A 22,871-nucleotide genomic window follows, 5' to 3' on the forward strand; every position below is an offset into this window, starting at 1 on the left:
ATTTCCTTTTAATTTAAAAACAAAGCTGCTGTTACAATTGAGCGCTTTACCTCATAAGATAAAGCGCTCAATTAATATAAATTAATTACCGTTATTTTTAGCGCAAATCATCGCTAAACTGGTATCAAGCATTCGATTAGCAAAGCCCCATTCATTGTCACACCACAGTAATAGCTTCACTAAATGCCCTGCGCTGACGCGTGTTTGGGTACCATCGACGATACTGGAACGGGGATCGTGGTTAAAATCACACGATACTAATGGTTCATCAGTATAACCCAAAATAGCATTAAAACGACCGCTGGCGGCATGCTCTAGCACATGATTTACACTGGCAATATCAACCAGTTTATCAACGGTGACTGATAAGTCGATTGCGGTCACATTGATGGTTGGAACACGCACTGAGATCGCTTCAAACTTGTCTTTCATGTGCGGTAAAATCCGCTCGATGCCACGGGCAAGTTTAGTATCAACCGGTATAATTGACTGACCTGCTGCGCGGGTTCTACGTAAATCATCATGGTAGGCATCAATCACTTGCTGATCGTTCATCGCTGAATGAATTGTTGTAATTGCGCCGCTTTTTACTTCAAAGTGCTTATCCAGTACATCGATGATTGGCACGATGCAATTGGTGGTGCAAGATGCATTTGACACCACAGTATGATGCGGCTGAAGTAAGTGGTCATTAACCCCAAATACGATAGTGCCATCAACATCTGCAGAAGATGGGTGACTTATTAACACTTGTTTGGCCCCTGCATAGATGTGGGCTTCACAGGCTTGCCTTTCAATTAAGCTGCCACTGCACTCATACACTATATCGATGTCTAATTCGGCCCAAGGTAATTTACTGGCGTCAGCTTGGTGAAATAATTGGATGACATCATCACCAATATGTAATTGGTCTTCATGCAATTTAACGCTGTTTTGAAAGCGGCCATGGGTGGTGTCATATTGGGTTAAATGACTGATAGCAGCAGGTTTAGCAAGCTCGTTAATGGCAACAATTTGGATCTGTTGACGTTTACCCGATTCGTATAAGGCACGTAAGATTGAACGGCCTATTCGGCCATAACCATTGATAGCAACTCGGATCATTGAGGGTTAAGCTTCCTCTTAACAGTACTCAGCAGAATTTAGAAAAAAAACGGCCTGCAAGTGATTGCAGGCCGCCATTATACAGATTAAAAGGCTAAAAGTTTACCCTTTAATTGAGTCGCTTAGGGATTAACCTAATGAGTTAACCGTATTAACGACATTCTCAACAGTAAAGCCGAAGTGTTTAAGTAAGTCGCCACCTGGCGCTGATTCACCAAAGGTCGACATACCAACCACTGCGCCATTGAAACCAACATACTTATGCCAGAAATCAACGTGAGCTGCTTCAATCGCAACACGCTTAAGTACTGATGAAGGTAATACAGACTCTTTATACGCAGCATCTTGCTTATCAAATACATTCGTAGATGGCATAGACACTACGCGAACCTTTTGACCTTTTTCAGTCAATGCTGCTGCCGAGTCTAATGCAAGTTGTACTTCACTACCTGTGGCAATCAAGATAACGTCTGCTGTGCCTTCACAATCAGCAAGTACGTAACCACCTTTAGCAACATTGGCTAACTGCTCAGCTGTTCGCGCTTGTGCTTTTAGGCCTTGGCGGCTAAAGATTAATGAGGTTGGCGACTTGCGCGTTTCAATTGCAGACTTCCAAGATACCGCTGTTTCAGCAGCATCACATGGGCGCCAAACCGTCATGTTTGGCGTCATGCGTAAGTTAGCTAATTGCTCAACCGGTTGGTGAGTTGGACCATCTTCACCTTGACCAATTGAATCATGGGTGTAAACAAAGATGTTTTGAATGCCCATCAGTGCAGACATACGTACCGCATTACGCGCATATTCCATAAACATCATGAAAGTTGCACCATAATTGATAAAACCGCCATGTAATGATGCACCATTCATGATGCCGCTCATACCAAATTCACGTACACCGTAGTAGATGTAGTTACCGGCAGCGTCGTCTTGAATACCTTTTGAACCAGACCAAAGGGTTAAGTTTGAACCCGCTAAGTCAGCACTGCCGCCTAGTAATTCAGGAAGCATTTCGCCGAAGAAACCAATGGCATTTTGTGATGCTTTACGACTGGCAATGCCTTCTGCTTTATCTTGACACTCTTGGATAAATGCTTGAGCTTTAGCTTCAAAATCAGCTGGTAAGTCACCGTTTAATACACGGCGCTCAAATTCAGCAGCAAGTGCTGGCTCTGCCGCTTTATAAGCTGCAAATTTTTCATCCCATGCTTTTTCGTTAGCAATACCAACTTCTTTAGCATCCCAACCTTGGTAAACATCAGTAGGAATTTCAAATGGGGCATGTGGCCAACCAAGGAACTCACGAGCTGCTGCAATTTCAGCATCGCCAAGTGGCGCGCCGTGACAGTCATGGCTACCAGACTTGTTTGGCGAACCAAAACCAATGACAGTTTTACAACAAATCATTGTTGGTTTGTCTGTTACTGACTTAGCTTCTTCGATTGCAGCGCGAATAGCATCACTGTCGTGACCATCAACATCAGCAATAACATGCCAGCCGTATGATTCAAAACGCTTAGGCGTATCGTCAGTAAACCAACCTTCAACGTGACCATCGATAGAAATACCGTTGTCATCCCAGAATGCGATAAGTTTACCTAGACCTAAAGTACCCGCTAATGAACAAGCTTCATGGGAGATACCTTCCATTAAACAGCCATCGCCTAAGAAACAATAAGTGTTGTGATCAACAATGTCGTGACCTGGACGGTTAAATTGTGCTGCTAAGGTTTTTTCAGCAATCGCCATACCGACAGCGTTACTGATACCAGCGCCTAAAGGACCGGTTGTGGTTTCAACACCCGGTGTGTAACCAAATTCCGGGTGACCCGGCGTTTTAGAATGCAGCTGACGGAACTGTTTTAGTTCTTCAATCGGAAGTTCGTAACCCGATAAATGCAGTAAAGAGTAGATAAGCATTGAACCATGACCATTTGATAAGATGAAACGGTCGCGATCGGCCCAGTTAGGATTGGTTGGGTTATGCTTTAAAAAATCATTCCATAACACTTCAGCAATATCTGCCATACCCATTGGTGCGCCTGGGTGTCCAGAATTTGCTTTTTGAACGGCATCCATACTTAACGCACGGATTGCGTTGGCGAGTTCTTTACGAGATGACATGCTCTCTCCTGCTTGTTGATGATGAGGTCTAGCGGGCAATTGTGGGGACATATTTTCCCCTACTCAGCGATGGGACGCAAATTATAATTAAATATAAGTAGCAATTTTTTATCCCGAGCAATACTGCTTACACCTGACGATATTATTAATGGCTCGATTTATACCATGTTATCGGTAACATTTAAATCACATTTACACCAATAATTAACATTTTGTAAAAGTTGAACTTTGGATGCGTTGGGGAGGCAATAGCTGAAATGATAACGGGAAGGAAAAAAAGGCCAACATCCTTGTTGGCCTTATAAAGGTAATTAAACAATAAGAAGTACTGCCACAAACCCGATTAATTATATGACTTGATAATTCATCGGGCTGATATTAACAGCGAGTTTACAGTTAGTTTTTAAGCTATTTCTGAACACGTTTACGTTGGCGAATACAAGCCATGATAAGTAACATCATCCAACCCATACCCATAGCACCACCGCTACTGCTTTTAGTTGGTTCTTCGATTACCGGAGGTATAACCTCTGGCGCTGCGGCAACCGTGAGTGTGAACATGCTAAATGCTGATAACTCACCATCCGTTGCTGTCACTTTAATTTCAAATGTTCCCGCTTCAGTCAAGCTGCCAGATAAGCTCATGCCATCAATGCTTAATGTATCTAAGCCTGACACGCTATAAGTCAGAGTGTCATTTTCGGCATCAGCAAATACATCTGTTAAATCAACACTGAATGCAACACTGCCTGAGTCAGTAAGCTCAGTTTCAACATCGCTAAGTGGATTAGCCACTGTTGGAGCGGTATTAACAGGTACTTCAACTGGAGCCAAACCTTCAACTTTAATCAGTGTGCCACCAATGTTACGCACTAAGCTTGACGTTGTCCCCAGTTCTAGTAAGCCGTAGTAAACCTCACCTTCTTCTAGCGGAGTTAAGGTTTGACTGTCATCAAGATAGCCATTAACTGTCATGCTGACATCAAACTCTTCGTCTTGGGCAACAGTACTTGGCGCATCAATGTCGAAACTGGCTTGAGAAGAATAATTAACATGAGTCACTCGCACTGTAACGTCATCAGGCTCATCAGCGACTGTGCCTTCATAGTTATGCGCAAGTATCCAGTAATTACCTGTGGTAGGTGTTGGAATAATACACTGTTCGTTAGAGTCAATTTCACCACTGATACACACTAATGAGTAATACAGTTCGCTTGCATCCGCTTTACCATCATTGTTCTCATCAATACCCACATATAAGTCCATGTCAGGTGAAGTTGTATCTGTGATTTCAACCACTAAACGTTTGGTATAGGGTTTAACAACAGTCGTTGTGGTAAATAACACCTCTTGATTGTATGCAGGGCTGTTACGCTCAACATCATTAGATGCACCGATCGCTGTGCCGCTAAAGCTTTGTGATTTAAATAAACCAAAGCCGTTAACTTGCAGATCATTACTACCAGATGTAACGATGTCATTGATCTCGATTGTATTATCTAGGTTGTTTAACTTAGCTGAAACGCTATCTACGATTTGCCCCGCTTTAAAGCCAATAGTGGCCTGTAAGTGAGTATCACTCATGTCATCAGCTGAATTCTTTAGATTAATGTAGCCATGCACCCATTCATCAACTAACTCTGCATTAGCGATAGCCTTGATCGTCAATACTTGAGACTCACCAGCGTTAAGTGCAAATGATGAAGGTGACACTTCAAAAGTAAAGCCATCATTTAAGTACTCATAACCCACTGTCCAGTTACTGCTTTTCGTCGCTGTGACTTTACGTGTCCAAGTACAATTTGAAATACACTCATTGTTAACCATCGAGCTTGTATTCAAATCACCTGGGTTACCGTCAATCGATGGGTTAGCTGCAAGATATTCTTCTTTAGTGATATCCATTAATAAACCCGCTTTTAGGGCATCATTAATACGGATACTACCGGCACCTTGAGTGAAGAAATCAGAGCGCTGTTTAACACCGTCATAGTCATCATCTTGGTAAGTCACCTGATAAGCTGTAGACATAATAGCCATTTGCGCTTGCGCAGGCGTCCATAGAGGATAAGCTGATTTGATCAAGGCAAGTGCGCCAGCAACATGCGGGCTTGCCATGGATGTCCCAGAGAATGACACATAAGGAATATGGCCAATCTCACCTTCAAATACTCTGTCCTCTGCATTTGCAGCATAGATATCCACACCCGGTCCAGCAATATCAGGAGCAAAAATATTCGGATATGGCAGGTTTGGTCCGCGAGAAGTAAATGCGCCGGCAATATCACCCAAACTATCATCAGTGCTGGTTACACTGGCAGCTATTGCTGCTTGGTGATCAGTCCCAGTTGCTAACCAGTCAGTCAATAATTGGCCGTCAACATCATTTAAATGAATAGCTGGAAGTACGTGGTTATCATCATTTACCGTATCTGCACCACCTTCCAAGTTAATCAAAATCATGCCACCCGCACCGGCATCTCTGACAATAATACCTTTACGTACACGAGCGTTAAGGCCACGTTCACAGACAACAATTTGATCGCTAGTAAATGTGTCTGCTTCAAAAGGCTCAGTACACATAGCATTGGCTTCATCATAATCTTTAGCCTGAACCACCTTACCGGTAAAGCCTTTGGTAACACCACGGCCCGATAAATCAGCCAGAGAAGTGCCACCAACAGAGGTGAAATCAGTCAAACCTTTCTCGTCAAAACTCAGGTTATGGCTATAAGCTGCTACGGTTGTTACCCAAGGCGCATTACCAGGAGAGCCAATTGTGCTCGCTGTAGGTCCTGCGTTACCAGCTGCTGTTGCCACATGAATACCAGCTTCACGCGCATTTAGGAATGCCTCAGCGCTTACTGAATCCCAAGGGTCAGTTGCAGAGCCGCCAACTGAATAATTAAGTACTTGCACGCCATTTTCAATGGCATGCTCAAGAGCTTGAATCGTAAATTCAGGGTAACAAGAGCCTACATCGTCACATACTTGGTAAGAGACGATATTGGCATGGGGGGCCACGCCACTAATCGCAGGAAATTCAAAGGCACTTTTTTCGGCAATGATATTGCCATCTTCTTCTTCCACTTGAAGGTAATAATTAACGTTTTTAACGACGTTACCTGCTGCCGTAGATGCCACATGTGAGCCATGTCCGTGGAAGTCATAACCCACTTTAGCTTTATCAGCTAAGTCATCATATGATGGGTCTTCCAGATTATCGGCCGTTGAGGCACGATAGTCGATAAGTTCAGGGTAGCTCACAATACCAATCAGTTTGTTGTTACAAAATTTAGGGTATTGCTGACAATCGCCAAAGTATTGATTTTCGCCATTTGGATTAACAAATACATGGCCATCATCGCCCACTTCTTTGAATGAGGGATGCGTAGCGTTAATGCCGGTATCCATAATACCGACAATAATCCCTTCACCTTTGGTACCAGGGATATCATTGACACCTTGCCAAACTTTTTTGGCTCCGATAAATTCAGGTCCTGTAGAAGTCTGAATATAATGCATACCGACAGGTTCAACACTGTATACATCTTGATCTTTTTGGATGGTTTTAACTTCACTGGCATCAAGCTGCAGTGCAAATGCATTAGCAACTACTTGATATTGTTGTGTTGGCTTTAAAGTACGGTTAAGTTTACCGCTTAACCTTTGGGTAATTTGTGTCTGCTTTGACTCAAGGTAGCGTTTATAGCTCACACTGGCTTGAGATTTAAGATTTAATACGCCCGCTGTAGTTTTGTTACTTTGATTACTTTTGATGCTGGTTGCGGCATAGCCTGTAACCGAGCCATCGTAACTTGCTAGCGCGCTATCTTTTAAACGGACAAAGTACAGTCCGTCAGTACGCATTTTACCGGCACGTTCTAGTTTTATTTTTTCTAGGCCAGGATTGATGCTGTTAAGCGGTTTGCCTGAATCAGCATGGCTAGAAAATGCCAATACTGAACTCACAGCACTAAGAACCAAATATCTACTACTTAATTTCATTTGATAACCTATTATTCTTTTTATAAAGGGAAAGCCGAATTCGGCTTTCCCTACCAGGGTTAAACAAGCAAGTGTTTAGCCAGTTAGAAACGACGACGCAGTGCGATAAGACCTGCGAACAGCAGAGATAACATACCTAAGCTACCACCACTGTCTTTTTCATACGTTGACTCTACAGTTAACGTATGGCTCACTTCATTCACACCGTCAGAAGCCGTAACAGTTAGTTGATGACTACCTTCACTATCAAGTTCACCCGTGATTTGAGTGCCAGCGATAGCCAGTGCAGTAAAGCCTGAACCTTCAACTGTGTAGCTTAAGCTGTTACCTTCGACATCCATAAACAGTCCATCGATATCCATGGTAAAGCTTGCTGAATCGCCTTTTTTGAAGGTCAATTGAGGAGTCGGCATAGCAGCGGCAACGTCTTCATCAACTACTGGCGCAATATCATTCACGTCCGTGACCATCACCTTAATGCTTTCGGTTTCACCAACTGTGTTGCCTTTTTGAGCAAGGATTTTAAGTTCAAATTCTTGGTTATTCTCAAAATCAAGCGCTGATGGATTAACCACGTATAACTCATGAGTTTCTTGGTCAATCGCAAAAGGCGTACCTGTAACTGAATTAACGATATGCAATTCAAGCGGCTCAAAGTCTGTTGAACCGTAAGTAAAGAAGCCCTGAGTATCCAGCTCAATCTTTCCTAAAACAGTATTCATTTCAGCGCCTTCTGCAACGCTAAAGACTTGGTTAGCCTGTGCTCTTGCAACAATAGAACCATCATCATCTACCATTGCGTTATAGCCAATTTGCATAAAGTCATCGTTTACACTAACAACCATGAAATCTTTCGGTGCAGGGATCTGGCCGATACCACCTAAATCAGATGCGCCCACTGAAGCGATATAAACCTCTTCACCTGGTTGAGCAGTATAGGTTGGTGAAAACGCTAGCTCGCCAACTTCAGCATCTTGACCCATTGCCGCAAAACCAACATGAACAGAGCGGTCATTTGCTACATCGGTACACACATCCATGCCGGTAAACCAATCAAAGTAACAAGACTCTTCAACTGCATAATTACCACCTTTAATCGGGTTAAATTGTGCAATTGGTTCGTATTGTTCTTTACCTGTGTGGCGGTCGGTTTGAATATGGAAACCAAAGTTTTGGTCAAAATCTTCTACGCTATCAAGCTCGTGGTGATATAGGTCTTCAAGACAAACCTGAGAAACGATATTTTTGCCATTATTGGTAAAATACGTTGGTAGGGTAGATTCTTTCATACGACCATTTGGGTTGGTGTAGTCATAAGCAACGCTGTAATCAATTACATATGTCGCTGGTTGACCTTTGGCATTTAACGCAATACGTGGTTGATTGACCTGCTGCGCTTCATCCCAAATCGTGCCATCTGAAAAACTCTCATTCCAACCATTTTCTAAAACAACCGATTCAAGAAAAAGATCATAAGCAAATAGCTGTGGGCCACGCTCTTGAAAGTTAGCCAGTGCCACATCAGCGCGGTCAAATAAGCTCACCGCAATATTGAGTTTCTTACCTGAAACCGTACACATGGCATCATCAAAAATAGCGCCACCAACAGCTTTGATTTTATGACCTTTAACATTTTCTAAATCAGGTCTAACGGTACGGTTTTGTAAAATTAACGGATAAGCTTGAAAGGTTGTTTCAGTCTTAGAATCATTAATGAATGAAGCCACATAACCTTGATAACTGCCATTACCAAACTCATCATCAGGGTATAATTCACGACCCCAAGCTAAGTGATTCCATTCTGTTTGGAAAGTGTCTGGGTTCCAACCTAGATAAGTCGGAAACTCAATCGCGTTTGGGCGTTTAGTAATCGAGGTGCTGTGACGCGCTTTTACCATCCAACCAAGGTTAAGCTCAGGCTTTCCTTCAGACATTAAGCTAATGTAACCATTTAGCTCAGTTGCTTTTAAGTTAGCGTCAGTATGATCCGCAGTGCTCATCAACGGCCATTGTGGCAGTTTATTAGCATCAACTATCATAGACACAGGAATAACCACACTTGAATTAGCAGGGATATTCACTGATTCAGGCAAGTTAAGTGTTAATGCTTCATGGGCAGCTTTATCACCGACCATTTTAAACGATAAGCTGTAGGTCTGAGCGGTATCTGAGACATTGCGAACAGTGATATTCTTATGAACTGTTTTAGTATCTGCAATTTCATGCATACCAAATTGAACATAAGGTTGATTTGAAGCGCTTTCCCAAGCCACTAAAGGCGAGCTGATTGCAGCATCTAAATCTTCAACACCATGACCAATAGAATAGATTTCAGCAGGGGTAATTTCATCACTTTCTAAAATACTATCGATATTAGCAGTGTTAGCTAAAACAGCTTTAATTTCAGCAGGACCAAAACCTGGGAACTGACTTTTAATCACCGCAGCAGCGGCAGCAATTCTTGCAGCACCTGCCATAGAGCCAGAGCGCATACCGTACTTAGCTGCAGTTTCATCTGCATTGGAAATATGCACCACTGGCTGATTGTCAGTGAAAGTGACAATTTCAGGCTTTAAGGTTTGTGAGCCACGCACTGGGCCCATTGCAGCCCATTCAGGTACAACAAGTGTTTCACCATCGTCAGCATAGTTTACTGCACCAACAGTAATTGCCGAAGTCGCACTACCTTCTGCAGAAATCCAGTTACGGTGTTTAGCTTCAGCGTCACCATAAAGTGAATACTCAGCTAAATCTCCAGCATGAGTGACTACAGTCATACCTTGAGCTGATACACGTTCAATCATCAATTGCAGTAAGCTTACCGAGGCATTACCATCGATATCAAAGAATGCACCCGCGCCAGAAGCCTCTAGTAATGCAATATCGATACGGTCACTAATATCACCATCTTGGTTAGGGTCAAGAGCATGCTCAAAGGCTTGAACAAGTTTATCTAATGAAGGTCCTGACGCCGTAATATAAGTAGGGTCCCAACTTGCGCCCGATACGTTATAGACTTTATAAGCATGAAGTGATGCACCAGGTGCAAGTTGATGCACGATACTCGCAAGCTCTGTGCCCATACCTGTTGGATATTCCCAACCATTCCAATCCACATAGCTAAGATTTTGATCAATTGGGTTAGCGTCATTACCATAGTTTTCGCTTGAAAAATCCCAACCACCTGCAACTACCGCTGTAGGGAAGCCGCTATATTCAATAGCGCCATTTTCTAAGGCTTCTAAATAACTGCCAGCCGGTGGAGGCGTTTCAGGGTCATTATTTTCGCCATAAACACCTGAACCACCAAATATTGGTAAAGTGTAATCAATACCGGTAGAAATGATTGCAACGCTAACACCAGCACCAGCCGATTCATTGCCAGTATATGGAGAAAGTAAGGTCACATCTTCCTCAGCCATTACTGTAGCATTTTGCTGAACAGACTGAGTCGCTTCAGTTTGCTTAACGCTGCTAGTATTGCTGGCACTGAAAATACGTTGCACTGCATCAAGCGCCTTAACTTGAGCAACTGAGCCGCTTTGCAGTTCAACATTGATTATATTCGCTACTAACCCTGAACGCGCTGTTAATATTGCCTGCGGATCAATGGCTTTAATTTGGTTGAATACTTGATCTTGTAATTTGCTAACTTCAGCAAGGCGTTGCGTGTAATCGCGTTTATCACCTTGGCGCTCGATAGCTGCGGCATTTGTTAAATATAGAGTATAGGTCGCGCGTTCTTGCTGCTGAGCGCTACCATATGCTGATACTGATTCGGTCTGAGCATTCGCATGTAGAGCACCCGACAGAATGGCGGTTGAGACGCATAATGCGAGCGTGCATTTATTAAATTTCATTTCCATTCCTTCACGTTATTTTTTGTTATTCGGCCTTTTTCAGGCTCTAACCAATTAATAACGTGCAAGGAACATTGTCACAACAACCTCAGATTCATTTAATACTCATATTTATATCTGCGCTTGTCTAGCTTATATCTTTTAATTATCTTTTTTATTTAAATACAGACAGTTAACTACGCAAAACATAACACTAACAACACTAGTTAGAGGCGATAACCAACAACATCGGCCTCGTTAGCAACCTTTAATGTTAACAATAAAGACTGTTCATCAGCGCTTGATAAACCAAAAAACTTGCGCACTGTATTCGCTGGAAATGACATCACAGTTTGTATCTCGCCAGCAGCGTTGATTCGTTGGATCAGGTCTTGTTTTACTGTGCGTTCGACGAAATATACAAAGCCATCTTCATAGTAAAATGAGCCAAAATCATATTTAGCTAAACGATCGGTAATCTGGCTAACTTCATTAGTATTGGCATCAAAACGCCAAATACCATTTAAATTAAACTTCGACATATACAGTATATCTGGGGACTCACCTTCAACAGCATAATTCCCTTGGCCAAACTTAATTGGCTGTAATTTATCATCAAGTGAATAACGATAAATGCCACTACTCTCATTTTCAGTGCCTTTAAAATAGATAGCCTTGCCATCTTTAGACCAACTGATGTTTTCGGCTGCAAGATCGCCAATATCAACTCTTTCAAATAGTTCCGACTGAATATTACCTAAATATAAGGTTTGTTTATCATTACGGTTGATGGTGACGGCAAACATCTCACTGGTGGGCGATACCCCCACGACCCCTGCATTCCCCATGCTTTTAGTCAGGTTTTTACTAGTGACTTGGTTATTTTTCCAGGTGGACCACAATTTTGAACGATTTGACAAAAATAAAATATCACCAGTCTTTTTTGAATAACGGGCATACATGTCTCGTGAAGATGAGGAGATTTTTCGCAGTACTTTTTGGTTTTGATAGCTCAGTTGTGCAATATACTCTTTTGAAATGTGCTCGCTAATAAATAGCGTCTCGGTCACATCGGAATAAGTGACGCTACTGATTAAGCCAGTAAATGGAATGGTATGCTGAACATTACCTAACAGATCAATTTTAGAAATCACTAAATTTGATCCTTCAATATGATTCACATAAAAGCTGTCATTTTGATAACTAAAGTCATAGTCAATAATACTGACACTATTCGCTATTAAATCAACAACATCACTTTCACCACGTTTTAATAGCAGGCTCATTTGAAGTGATGAACTTTTTTCTCTGATAAACGCAATTTCATCATTATTGGTCAATTGATGAGGCGAAAAGTCTACCTCGTTTTTACCGGGCTTGGTTAATTGTGTACTTTGCTTTGTCGACATCGAATATGAAAACAAAGCCACTCTATCAGTTAATTGCTTCGCAAAAATAAGTGTATCTTCATCATTTTTTGACCAGCTCAGTACTCGTTTAAATGGCAAATAAAAGCAGCCCTCAGTCACAAGATCATCGGTATTTTGCTGTAAATGCCTTACTCTTACTTGGCAAACACCACTAGCTAAAACTCGCACGTAAGCCAGTTTTTGATCGGACGGCGACCAAGCGGGAGAAGCTTCTTCACTATCGACAAACGAAATTAATTTCAGTGGCGAGTCATTGTTATTAAGCTCTTTAATATAAATTTTGCCCGGTTGCTGACCATTACGCCATTGCATCGCAAGGTATTTGCCATCATTGGACACGGCAATATGCTCTTCAACCCCTTCAAAATTGGTCACTTTACTTTTTATTGGTGACGCCAAAGCGGCTGCGGCTTCAGGCTCTGTAAAAGATTTGATAAATTGATAAGCGGAATAACTGAGTAGTATCACAAATGCGAGCACAAAAACTGCCAACACGGTATGTTTACGGCCTGCCTTTTTGTGAGTGATATCTGAAAGACTCGTCTCCTCATTAGCTGAAGAAATTAATGAAATCGGTAACACTAATTGGTAACCAAGTTTTGGTAATGTCAGCAGTAAATCAGCTTCAATATGTAAATCTTTAAAGGATTTTCGTATTAGCCATACTGAATTAGTGAAACCTTTTTCACCAACAGCTTGGTTACCATCCCAGATGGTATCAATTGCTGTTTGGCGAGAAACAATATGATCTGGACTATCAATAAACAGTTTCAGCAACTCAAACACTTTAGCCGACAACTTAATTGTCTTATCACCACAGCTTAAGGTCATTATGCTGCAATCTAACGTACACGGCCCTATTTGATACTGAAGTAATGCCATCAAGTCTCACCTAGTAATTTGTTATTATTATTATTTTCACTAGTCATCATAAATATAAATCAAATAAAAACCATTCTACGCACAAGTTGTTTGATACAAAATTAATTAAGCCACTGTTAATATAGGAATTAACCAGTGTTACAACTTGTATCGAAATATAAACAGTCACTTTATATAAATAAATATTATGAGTTATAGCTTGGTAGTATACAAAATAGCGTACCAGCTAACAATTACGTTTACATTTATTTAACAAGAGATTTGTGTTGATATTAGCGCTTTTTTTAGTGATAAATGCTAAAGGCACAGCAGCATTATTTAAAATACAACTTACTTGTCTGATTTTATTCAATAAAGACACGAGGTTAACCACAGTATTTTTTCAGAGCTTAGCCTCTCTTAAGGCTTATCAAACTCTGTATAGGTACAATAAAGTGGAATCTTGCTGGTTTACATAAGGCTTAATGACCATATTTCTAGTAAGTCAATAAGGGGGCCTCTATTGATAAGCCCAAATCCACTGGCTAAATAAATTGTTTAATTTAGCATACAGCCTTAAAAAATATCACCACAAAAAACACATTAAACTAATACAATCATAAAGATAAGCACAACTAATTCCTAAACAAGCTTTTAGGTTGAATTTAATTATTTGCGGCATTGCACAATTTTTGACTTATTATCGTATTGGGGGGTGTTATCATTTTTAAATTCGACTAAAATAGACGTCTAGATGTAGATACCTCTACACGTTCAAATTCAAAAAGACGAGATTTCCCATTATGGCAAACCACTTGTTCACCTCTGAGTCGGTCTCAGAAGGTCATCCAGATAAAATCGCTGATCAGATTTCTGATGCAGTATTAGACGCAATTTTAGAGCAAGACCCTAAAGCGCGTGTTGCTTGTGAAACTTACGTAAAAACAGGCATGGTATTAGTCGGTGGTGAAGTCACAACTTCTGCATGGGTTGATATCGAAGAAATCACGCGTAAAACAGTGCGTGAAATTGGTTACACTCATTCTGATATGGGTTTTGATGCTGATTCTTGCGCCATTTTAAATGCCATTGGTAAGCAGTCTCCTGATATCAACCAAGGTGTTGACCGCAGTGATCCTGCAGAACAAGGCGCTGGTGACCAAGGTTTAATGTTTGGTTATGCCAGCAACGAAACTGACGTATTAATGCCTGCTCCTATTACTTACGCTCACAAACTTGTGAAACGTCAATCTGAAGTACGTAAAGATGGCACCTTACCTTGGCTTCGCCCAGATGCAAAAAGCCAAGTTACCTTTGCTTATGATGAAGGTAAAATTGTTGGTATCGATGCAATCGTTCTATCAACTCAACATCGTGAAGATGTTAGTCAGGAAGACTTAATCGAAGGCGTAATGGAAACCATCATTAAGCCAGTTTTACCATCACAGTGGTTAAACAAAGATACTAAGTACTTCATCAACCCAACTGGCCGTTTTGTTATTGGTGGCCCTGTAGGTGACTGTGGTTTAACCGGTCGTAAAATCATCGTTGATACCTATGGCGGCATGGCGCGTCATGGTGGTGGTGCTTTCTCAGGTAAAGACCCATCAAAAGTTGACCGTAGTGCTGCATACGCAGCACGTTATGTAGCGAAGAACATCGTCGCTGCAGGTCTTGCAGATCGTTGTGAAATCCAAGTTTCTTATGCAATCGGTGTAGCAGAGCCTACCTCAATTAGCATCGAAACATTTGGTACCGGTAAAGTATCAGAAGAAGTATTAATTAAGTTAGTTCGTCAACACTTCGAACTGCGCCCTTACGGCCTAACAGCGATGTTGGATTTGGCTCGTCCAATTTACCAACAAACTGCTGCTTATGGTCACTTCGGCCGTAACGAATTCCCATGGGAAGCGACTGATAAAGCTGAAATCTTACGTGCTGATGCCGGTCTATAATTAGCCCTCATTACAGTATGTAAAACTAAAAAAACCGTCAATTGACGGTTTTTTTATATCTATAATTTGCTGATTGATTCAACTTGGACTATTTCGCTATAGTTTTATTTCGCTACAGTTCTGCAGAGCACATAAACTGTCACTACTTACGAGTAAGCTTAACCTTCTCTCTGGTTAAGCAGTAATCACTGCCGGCCATTCTTCCTATGGCATCTAATTTGTCACTATCGATTCTAAAATCCTCAATGATGTCATCTTTAACATGAATAGCGACGACATTACCTAATATTAAATGGCCAGATAACGGTTCATTGCCCAAATCAATAATCTGATTAAGCTGGCACTCAAAGCTAATTAGCGCTTGCTTAACGAGACTCGGCTTAACTATAGATGCTGGGGCTTTTTCAATGTTGGCATACTCAAATTCATCTATATCCGCAGGAATATGATGGCAAGTTTCATTCATCACCGCTAAATCAGGATAGCTCACTGTATTGATGACAAATTCACCCTGTTGGCGAATATTAGTTAACGTATCCTTTTCCTGACCATCATCCATGCCCATAGGGTTGAAACACAGCACTGGCGGGTTAGCGCTGGCCACAGTAAAAAACGAAAAAGGTGCTAAATTGGCCACCCCATCAACAGAAATAGTGGAAACCCATGCGATGGGTCTAGGCGTTACTCCACCAATCAATAACTTATATATTTGTTGCTTACTTAACTGTTGTGGCGACAATAACATTAGGCTCTCGCAAATATTCTTAATAGGGTAAATCACATTCAACTTTAACAGTACTATGTCAGGTATGTACGCTGTATAGGTTTTAAAAATATGTTAACCCAACACATTTTGATCGGTTAAAGATGAAACTCCTTTGCAAGATATCAAACCGCTGTTCAGAATGACAATTGCTCAATTCTAACAAGGGAGTAATGAAGCGAGTCTTTTCTATCTAAGCCATCAATTAAACATTAAAATTGTGCCATCCAATAACAAAAGAATGAGCTTTCACCTTTCAGAACTTTATCGCTCTACATACTCAATAGGTAAAAATTTAATGCGTAAAACCCAATGGTTATTTGATGATGTCACTCAATTCAAAACGTCAATAGCACCAGCGATGACAGCCAGGCAACAAAAGTGCTGGTCAATGCTGAAACAGTTTTACAAACAACAGATGCCTTATTCAAAGCCAACAATGAAAGAAGATATAGCGGTGATCATGGCTCAAGATACTCAGTTACAGCAGTCGAATATTGATAAAGAAATGAATGAACCTGTTAATACAGTTTCTAGTGCCGCTATTGCTAAAGGAAAGAGTCGCAATAATCCTGACAATAGTATTATTGCGGTAGTAAGAATAAAGCCCATTGGCCAATATCAGTTGGTAACCGGCCTTGTCGTTGCTAGTGAGTATAGAGGCGGTGGACTTGCCCATACATTGCTAGCATTCATTGCTGAAAAACTAAAATGCGAGCAATGTTTTGTATTTTCCTTACCCCATTTAACCCAACTTTATCAAGAGCATGGCTTCAATGAGGTAAAACTGGCGACAAATGATATTCAACAACTTTATCTAAAACATCGTTCACCACAAAAACCATTGGTGCTAATGCAGCTGCAGACTCAACTTTCTTCTAGAAAATAGTTTAAAAGCAACCGCTTGTTAAAAACTTCGCGTTAATAATCGTTTCGTTAACAGTGATCAAAATGCGCAGTTTCGACACACATAAAGGAAATCTGCTGTAATGATAAAACTGGTACATTCATCACTCGACCATTGTCAGTATCAAGTAGGTGATTGTCAGTACTCAGCACAATTTGCTCTTGATAACCATTTGAACGCCCGCATAAAATCCATTGGTCTTGCCATTTTACTGCATATATTGACTGAGCATTCCCGCTGGTTGTCGGCTGCTTATTAAGCTCAAATGCTTCACAATCCAATTCATTAGCCGCAAGCACACCCACTACAATTTTTAAATTCTCGAATGCTGATAGTCTTAACGACAAATAAGATGCAAATAACTCATTAAACAGCTGAGTTGTATTTTGTTCCATAGTGACCTCTTAAACCTCATCTTGATGTCTTTTTCGATGAGAGTACGATACTAATTAGCTAACACCAGTAAATAATAATCACGCTGCTGAAAGCCAAAATAATCGACCACTTCCATCGATGCCTTACGGGTATGTGCGGCAAAAGATAATGCATTATCTTCAGCAATGAAGGTGACCATATAAGGTAGCTTTTTGCCTACATGCCTTGCTAACTGACTAACCAGTTGTTCAAAAATACCTTGGCCGCGATGATTACTATGGATCCAAATAGGACCATATTGGCAACTGTTACTCTCAGATAAACGGCTATAACCCATTTCGATACTGGGTAAGCGCTTTAATATCGCTTGATAGATAGACCAAGATTTAAATAGGGACCAAGGGCCAGCAATAACATAACCAATAATCTTGCTATCGCAGCAAGCCAGCATTATCCAGCCTTGATTAATTAAGCTGGTAATTTGCGGCTCCGAAAAGTGTTGCCCTGCCATCCCCTGTCCATTTGCCCCTAGCTCATCATGCATATGAGTTAGCTCAAGCTGAGCAATTTCAGCGGCATCATCTCGTTGGGCTAATCGATAACTAACTTTCATTTATCTTGCTCATCATCAGTTGAGTTTACGGCTTGTTTTTGCGCCCAACTAAAAACCAGGGCTACCGGATAAGGCGCCATGATGACAAACCCAAGCCCAATTAAACACGCCACGACTAACATGCCAGAGACTTGACTAGCCACTTCAGTGAATAAATACAAACCAGCGCCGACGGCGACAAAAATCAATCCAACGGCATGCAAAATTTTAAAAATGTTACTCATTAAACTCACTCTTTTTGGCTAATAGCCTTATTGTATCGCCTTATCGGGCAGATTCGGCTGATTTAACATTTATTGATTAAATAAGGCGGTAATAAAATCAGTAAATTATCATTAATTATTATTCAAGATGAAAAAAATCAATGTGACTCAGTATATACTATGGCTATTAACGACCCTATTTGGAAATGCCTCTCATGTTCAAACCTCTCCTCGGCGCGTGTTGTATTATTTTTGGACTCAGTGCTTGTCAAAGTGCGCCGCCTCCAGTTGAACAAGTCAATCTACTTGGCAGTTGGCATATTGAAACCGCGCTATCAAATCCTGTGATTGATAATAGCCCTGCACAAATTACCTTTGCTGAAGAAGGTAAATTATCTGGCAACAACAGCTGTAACCGCTTCTTTGGTGATTATAGCCAGCAACAAGATAAGCTAAGCTTAACGCCTGCAGGCACTACCAGAATGGCCTGTGTTGAAGTATTGATGCAGCAAGAGCAAAGTATTATGAAAGCAATGACGTTAGTCACCAATATCAAACAAGCGAAATCGGGTAAGCTATTACTAAAATCTCAAGATGGCGCCACCTTATTGGTATTGGCTAAACAAGATTAGCTTGCGATTAAACAAAAAAAGAGTGAAGCCATGGCTTCACTCTTTTTGTATCAATCGCTCACAGCATGATGCTAGCTAGGTATTTTTACCTGTGACTCAGTTTGTTGTAATTCAGTTTCTGCCTGCTGCACAATCATCGCAGACTGCTCCATATCCGCATTATAATGCTCAACATCAAGTTCATCTTCAGAGCGAGCAATCATAGTCGTTGCCACTAAGTCTCCTGAAACGTTAACCACTGTTCGCGCCATATCTAATACTCGGTCGATACCGGCAATAATTGCCACACCTTCAAGTGGTAAGCCTACCGTTGTTAACACCAAGGTCAACATCACTAAACCAGCGCCAGGCACACCCGCAGTGCCAATTGAGGCTAAAGTCGCGGTAAGAATAATCGTTATGTATTCAACCCAAGTTAAATCCACCCCAAATGCCTGAGCAACAAATAACGCAGTCACGCCCTGATAAAGCGCTGTGCCATCCATATTAATGGTGGTTCCCAGTGGCAATACAAAGCTTGAAATCTTTTTATTCACACCTAAGTTTTCACTGGCACACTTCATGCTCGCAGGCAGGGTTCCTGCTGAACTTGAAGTGGTAAATGCCACCGCCATCGCATTAGCAATGCCTTTAAAAAACTGCAGCGGATTGAGTTTGCCAAACACAGTTAATACTAAGCTGTAAAAACCAAGAATATGTAATGCACACCCCAAATAAACCGCTACAATGACTTTAATTAGCGGCAACAACATCTCTAAGCCATACTCACCTGCAACCCAAGCCATCAGGCCAAACACGCCATAAGGTGCTAACTTCATCACCATGTCAGTCAGCTTGTACATGGCTTCTGCTAAGCTTTCAAATAGCTTAATCGCAGGCTTTCCACGCTCGCCGATTAACACCAGTGAAATACCTAATGCCACAGCAAATACAATTACCTGCAGAATTTGACCACTGGCTAGTGCCGCGACAGGGTTAGTCGGCACAATATTAATCAAGGTATCCATTAAGCTTGGCGCTTGCTTTACATCGGCTGCAGCTGCAGCCCCTTTAAGACCAAGACCTGCACCAGGCTGCATGATATAACCGACAAGCAGGCCAATACTGATAGCAATCGAAGTGGTACCTAAATAAAAGGCAAAAGACTTAAAGCCAATTCGGCCCATTTTCGCCGTATCCTGCATCGAGGTCACACCAACAATGAGCGAGCAAAATACCAAAGGAATAATTAACATTTTGATGGTATTTACAAACAAAGTACCAATGGGTTTTAAATAGTTGGCATCTTCACCTAGGCTTACCCCAGTAATAATACCTAGCACCATACCTATGAGGATTTGTAACCACAAAGGAACTGACATCCAGCGAGACCAGGCCCGACCAAGAAGTGAAGGAGCATGTTTTGACATGATTTAAACCCTGTAAAATTGATAGTTGAGTAATTAAGTACGCTGCTTATGATATGACTAACGAATGCACCGCTAAAGGTGGCATATATCACGATAAAAATCGGCGACGCATACTAGCATGACACCTCAACTACATTAGATGATCTAGGTCACCTTATAAGGTCTATACACTATAAATTACAGGGTTTAAGCGCATTAAGCTTCAAAAACAGTTTCAGCCTCATCAGTACCGACCTTTAGAGTATAAAGTGCTGCCGGAGGTCGCTCCCTTTCAATTAAGTAACTCCAGTAATCATCATCAAATCCCGCGAGAAAATTATTGCCCTCGCCACGTGATTTTAAGATTAACCACCACCAGACCATGCCCCAACAGCCAAAGGTGACTATGGTGAGCAAAAAATGCAACAAATGATTAATCGAAGGCTGTGTAAGCGATCTGACTGTAGTAGCATGAGCTAAGTGAATCCTATTAGGGTGGCTAAAATATCGCCTAACCCTAAATTGATAGCGTCGGTAAATCGATGAGCTGACAGCTTTATTAGCCTGAACCGTAGAATTTAATCCTGATTGACATTGAGCATGTGGCTTTGCCATAACTGCCCCCAAAAACAAAACAAGTATAATTATTAAGCATAGCAGCTTAGACTTTAGTCGAATAAAAATTAGCACTATTTTTATATCAAGGAGCCACAATGAAAATAAGAAAAGGCCAACTATCAGATTTATCAGCATTAGTTGAATTTAACCAAGCCATGGCAATGGAAACTGAGCAGCTTCACTTGGATAATGAACAGCTCACTAAAGGGGTGAGCACTATGCTAAGCAGCCCAGAAAAAGGCTTTTATTTAGTGGCTGAGATAGATGGTGACATCGTGGGTTCATTAATGGTCACCCTTGAATGGAGTGATTGGCGCGCAACTAACTATTGCTGGATCCAAAGTGTGTATATACGCCCGCAAAACCGCCGCCAAGGAATATATGGCAAACTTTATCAGCAAGTTAAAGCAATGGCTGAGGACATGGGCGGCGCGGCCAGTTTCAGATTATATGTAGAGCATGATAATCATGCCGCTCAGCAAACCTATAAGGCACTCGGCATGGAGCAAAGCCATTATTTGATGTTTGAACAGCTTCCAGAAGCTCACTAATCAGCGTCAACTATCAAAAAATCTCAATAAAAAAAGCTTTCAAATGAAAGCCTTTTTATTGAGTTCAAGCTGTTATCTCAAACTAAAAATTAAGCACAAAGGTTAGTCACTTTAATGGCTAAGCCGCCTTGACTGGTTTCACGGTATTTAGAGTGCATGTCTTTGCCAGTCTCATACATAGTCGCGATCACTTTATCTAAGCTTACTCTAGGCTCTGAATTACGACGAAGCGCCATACGTGAGGCATTAATCGCTTTAACCGATGCTATGGCATTACGCTCAATACAAGGCACCTGCACTTGACCTGCGACTGGATCGCAAGTTAAGCCAAGGTTATGCTCCATGCCAATTTCAGCCGCCATACACACTTGTGAAGGTGAGCCGCCCATTAACTCAGCTAAGCCCGCCGCCGCCATAGAACACGCCACACCCACTTCACCCTGACAGCCCACTTCAGCACCAGAGATTGACGCATTACGTTTATAAAGCGAGCCGACTGCCGCTGCTGCTAAAAAATAACGACTGCATTCTTTAGGGCCAACCTTTTGAATAAACTTATTATAGTAAGCTAATACCGCAGGAATAATCCCAGCAGCGCCATTGGTTGGTGACGTCACCACGCGGCCACCAGCAGCATTTTCTTCGCTCACAGCTAAGGCAAATAAGTTAACCCAATCAATTATTTCCATTGGATCATTACTTAAACGCTCACAGCGTAATAACTCACGATGTAACGCTGGCGCTCGACGTGACACTTTTAGCGGCCCCGCTAACACCCCTTCAGTATGACAGCCCTTTTCAATGGCGTTTTGCATGGTTTTCCATACTAAACTAAAGCCAGTGTACATCTCTTCTTCAGTGCGAAAACACAGCTCATTTTGCTTCATCAAACCGCTGATGCTTAAACCTGACTCTTTGCAGTGCGCCATGAGTTCATCAGCAAAATTAAAGTGATAAGGTACTTTTACCCCATTAGAGTGTGTTTGATTAAACTCAGCTTCATCAACAATAAATCCACCACCGATTGAATAGTAGGTATTTGAGTAAACACGCTCATCACCAATCCAAGCATGCAACTTCATCGCATTTTCATGTAATGGCAGCGTTTCAGGATGAAACACTAATGCATCAGTAGGGAACGCCACATGATGAATCGCATCACCAATGATAATTTCTTCGGTTTTAGCCACTTGAGCAATGAAATGTTCAATAGCTTCAATATCCACAGTTTCAGGCTCATTACCGGCTAAACCCATAATAATAGCGATATCAGTATGATGACCCTTTCCCGTTAGTGAAAGAGAACCATAAACATCCACGGTAAATTTAGTAATTTGTGTTAGCTGCCCTTGTTCAATTAAATCATCAACAAACCGATTAGCCGCTTTCATTGGGCCTACGGTATGCGAGCTTGATGGCCCAATACCAATCTTAAAGATTTCAAATGCACTAAACATAGATGTACCTCAACACTTTTGTATCTAAGCGCGCGGTTTTGGC

15 protein-coding genes and 1 pseudogene are annotated in these 22,871 nt (G+C 41.5%); 4 read left to right on the forward strand and 12 right to left on the reverse strand.

The features are described from left to right. Positions 1-81: 81 nt before the first annotated feature. The 5 genes from epd to Q4591_RS09315 all read right to left on the reverse strand — a co-directional run bounded on the left by epd (position 82) and on the right by Q4591_RS09315 (position 13,387). The gene (gene epd, locus Q4591_RS09295; protein WP_102439702.1) at positions 82-1,104 is read right to left on the reverse strand and encodes an erythrose-4-phosphate dehydrogenase; all 1,023 of its coding nucleotides are present in this window, start codon (positions 1,102-1,104) and stop codon (positions 82-84) included. Between the two features lie 129 nt (positions 1,105-1,233). Continuing rightward, on the reverse strand, positions 1,234-3,228 hold the full coding sequence (tkt, locus tag Q4591_RS09300; protein ID WP_102519118.1) for a transketolase: 1,995 nt from the start codon (positions 3,226-3,228) through the stop codon (positions 1,234-1,236). Positions 3,229-3,636: 408 nt separating this feature from the next. Next, positions 3,637-7,236: a S8 family serine peptidase gene (locus Q4591_RS09305; RefSeq protein ID WP_303460682.1), complete on the reverse strand. Its 3,600-nt coding sequence runs from the start codon at positions 7,234-7,236 to the stop codon at positions 3,637-3,639. An 83-nt stretch (positions 7,237-7,319) separates the two neighbouring features. Beyond that, positions 7,320-11,096 (reverse strand): S8 family serine peptidase, encoded by a 3,777-nt coding sequence (locus Q4591_RS09310; protein ID WP_303460684.1) that lies wholly within the window; start codon positions 11,094-11,096, stop codon positions 7,320-7,322. 206 nt (positions 11,097-11,302) lie between these two features. Continuing rightward, on the reverse strand, positions 11,303-13,387 hold the full coding sequence (locus tag Q4591_RS09315) for a winged helix-turn-helix domain-containing protein (RefSeq protein ID WP_102476928.1): 2,085 nt from the start codon (positions 13,385-13,387) through the stop codon (positions 11,303-11,305). A 782-nt stretch (positions 13,388-14,169) separates the two neighbouring features. On the opposite strand from Q4591_RS09315, the gene metK reads away from it, so the two are divergent. Then, positions 14,170-15,321 (forward strand): methionine adenosyltransferase, encoded by a 1,152-nt coding sequence (gene metK / locus Q4591_RS09320; RefSeq protein ID WP_303460686.1) that lies wholly within the window; start codon positions 14,170-14,172, stop codon positions 15,319-15,321. 142 nt (positions 15,322-15,463) lie between these two features. On the opposite strand, the gene Q4591_RS09325 is transcribed toward metK, so the two are convergent. Beyond that, complete coding sequence (locus Q4591_RS09325; RefSeq protein WP_102439708.1) at positions 15,464-16,066, reverse strand: flavin reductase family protein; 603 nt, start codon at positions 16,064-16,066, stop codon at positions 15,464-15,466. 316 nt (positions 16,067-16,382) lie between these two features. On the opposite strand from Q4591_RS09325, the gene Q4591_RS09330 reads away from it, so the two are divergent. Then, positions 16,383-16,973 carry a GNAT family N-acetyltransferase gene (locus Q4591_RS09330; protein ID WP_303460689.1) on the forward strand — a complete coding sequence of 197 codons (591 nt, stop codon included), beginning with the start codon at positions 16,383-16,385 and terminating at the stop codon, positions 16,971-16,973. A gap of 47 nt (positions 16,974-17,020) precedes the next feature. Here Q4591_RS09330 and Q4591_RS09335 read toward each other — a convergent pair whose 3' ends face one another. From Q4591_RS09335 to Q4591_RS09345, 3 genes are read right to left on the reverse strand one after another with little or no spacing between them, the layout of a single operon-like run. Then, entirely contained in the window at positions 17,021-17,386 is a 366-nt protein-coding gene (locus tag Q4591_RS09335) for a hypothetical protein (RefSeq protein WP_303460691.1), read from the reverse strand. 50 nt (positions 17,387-17,436) lie between these two features. Beyond that, positions 17,437-17,979, reverse strand: coding sequence for a GNAT family N-acetyltransferase (locus Q4591_RS09340; protein WP_102439711.1), 543 nt, complete (start codon positions 17,977-17,979; stop codon positions 17,437-17,439). Beyond that, complete coding sequence (locus Q4591_RS09345) at positions 17,976-18,203, reverse strand: hypothetical protein (protein WP_102439712.1); 228 nt, start codon at positions 18,201-18,203, stop codon at positions 17,976-17,978. The genes Q4591_RS09340 and Q4591_RS09345 overlap by 4 nt, the downstream gene beginning before the upstream one ends. A 194-nt stretch (positions 18,204-18,397) precedes the next feature. Between Q4591_RS09345 and Q4591_RS09350 the strand changes: the two genes are divergently transcribed. Further along, positions 18,398-18,814 (forward strand): META domain-containing protein, encoded by a 417-nt coding sequence (locus Q4591_RS09350; protein ID WP_102439713.1) that lies wholly within the window; start codon positions 18,398-18,400, stop codon positions 18,812-18,814. A gap of 71 nt (positions 18,815-18,885) precedes the next feature. Here Q4591_RS09350 and Q4591_RS09355 read toward each other — a convergent pair whose 3' ends face one another. Both Q4591_RS09355 and Q4591_RS09360 read right to left on the reverse strand, forming a co-directional pair. Then, positions 18,886-20,223, reverse strand: coding sequence for a dicarboxylate/amino acid:cation symporter (locus Q4591_RS09355; RefSeq protein WP_303460693.1), 1,338 nt, complete (start codon positions 20,221-20,223; stop codon positions 18,886-18,888). A gap of 195 nt (positions 20,224-20,418) precedes the next feature. Continuing rightward, a pseudogene (locus tag Q4591_RS09360) lies at positions 20,419-20,640 on the reverse strand (hypothetical protein); the annotation flags it as partial. Positions 20,641-20,915: 275 nt separating this feature from the next. On the opposite strand from Q4591_RS09360, the gene Q4591_RS09365 reads away from it, so the two are divergent. Then, positions 20,916-21,371, forward strand: a complete 456-nt coding sequence (locus Q4591_RS09365; protein WP_102439716.1) for a GNAT family N-acetyltransferase — start codon at positions 20,916-20,918, stop codon at positions 21,369-21,371. 89 nt (positions 21,372-21,460) lie between these two features. Here the strand turns inward: Q4591_RS09365 and Q4591_RS09370 are convergent, their stop codons facing one another. Next, positions 21,461-22,828, reverse strand: coding sequence for an L-serine ammonia-lyase (locus Q4591_RS09370; protein WP_102439717.1), 1,368 nt, complete (start codon positions 22,826-22,828; stop codon positions 21,461-21,463). Positions 22,829-22,871: the final 43 nt, after the last annotated feature.

Origin of the sequence: Shewanella sp. 3_MG-2023 (assembly GCF_030548765.1) — a bacterium.
In the GTDB taxonomy this organism is placed as follows: Bacteria; Pseudomonadota; Gammaproteobacteria; order Enterobacterales; family Shewanellaceae; genus Shewanella.